This is a genomic window from bacterium (assembly GCA_021372515.1).
Taxonomy (GTDB): Bacteria; Gemmatimonadota; Glassbacteria; order GWA2-58-10; family GWA2-58-10; genus JAJFUG01.
The window spans coordinates 1-1,500 of sequence record JAJFUG010000003.1 but is presented as its reverse complement, the minus strand read 5'-3'; the positions used below and the strand labels follow the sequence as shown (position 1 = coordinate 1,500).

Sequence of the window (1,500 nt, the reverse complement as noted above, 5' to 3'; positions counted from 1 at the left end):
GGGCCTGGATGTGCTGTACATCGGCGGGACGGATGAGCATGGGGTGCCGATCACCATCGCCGCGGACAAGAGCGGCCAGACCCCGCAGCAGGTGGTGGACCACTGGCACGCCCACATCTCCGACTCGTTCCGCCGCGCCGGAATCTCATTCGACCATTTCAGCCGCACCAGCCGCAAGATCCACCACGAGACGAGCCAGGACTTTTTCCTGCGCATCCACGAGCAGGGTCTGATGACCCGCAAGACCGAGACCCAGCTCTACTGCCCGAGCTGCGCCCGGTTCCTGCCCGACCGCTACGTGGAGGGAGTCTGCCACCACTGTGGGGCCGAGGGGGCCAAGGGCGATCAGTGCGAGGTATGCGGCAAGCCGATCGACCCGCTCAAGCTGATCAACCCCGTGTGCAAGCTCTGCGGCGGCGTTCCCGAGCCGCGCGAGACGTGGCACTATTATTTCCAGCTCAACCGTTTCCAGGACAAGATCAAGGCCTGGCTGGACACCAAGGGCTACTGGAAAGAGAACGTGCTCAGCTTCGCCCGGGGCATGCTGAACGACGGTGAGGGCCTGCGCGAGCGCGCCGTGACCCGCGACATGACCTGGGGCATCCCGGTGCCGCTGCCCGGCGCCGAGGGCAAGGTGCTCTATGTCTGGTTCGACGCCCCCATCGGCTACATCAGCTCCACCCGCGAGTGGGCCGCCGAAAAGGGCCAGCCCGAACTGTGGAAAGAGTACTGGTGGGGCCAGGACACCCGGCTCGTGCATTTCATCGGCAAGGACAACATCTTTTTCCACGTGCTGATGTTCCCGGCCATGCTGATGGCCTACGGCCAGTACGTGCTGCCCGAGAATGTCCCGGCCAACGAGTACCTGAACCTCGAGGGTCTCAAATTCTCGACCAGCCGCAATTTCGCGGTCTGGTTGCACGACTACCTGGACCATTTCCACCCTGACCCGCTGCGCTACTACCTGTGCGCCAACATGCCCGAAACCCGCGACATGGATTTCAACCTGCGCGAGTTCCAGGCGCACAACAACAACGAGTTGGCCGATGCTGTGGGCAACTTCGTCAACCGCACGCTCACTTTCGTGCAGCGCTATTTCGAGGGAAAAGTCCCGCAGCGGAACACGCTCGGCGAGCTGGACCGCGAGATGCTGGGGCAGCTTGATTCCGTGGCCGCGCGGATCGGCGAGCTGATCGACAGTTTCCGTTACCGTGCCGCGGCGGATGCTTTCGCCGAGTTCGCCCGTTTCTGCAACAAGTATTTCAACGACAAGGCGCCCTGGGCCAGCCGCAAGAACGACCTGGAGGGCTGCGCCACCACGCTCAACCTCTGCGTGCAGGCGTCGCACGCCCTGTCGATGGTGATGTGGCCGATCATGCCGTTCTCGGCCGAGAACCTCTGGGGCCAGTTGGGACTCTCCACGGACTGGCGCGAGCATCCCTGGGAGCAGGACTATGCCAACGCGAGCCAGAGCGGCCACGCCCTGGGCGAGGTGAAAGT

1 protein-coding gene is annotated in these 1,500 nt (G+C 63.7%); it reads left to right on the top strand.

The window, feature by feature from the left end; genetic code table 11:
* The coding region (gene metG, locus LLH00_00095; protein MCE5269668.1) for a methionine--tRNA ligase at positions 1–1,500 on the top strand (1,500 nt) is incomplete at both ends.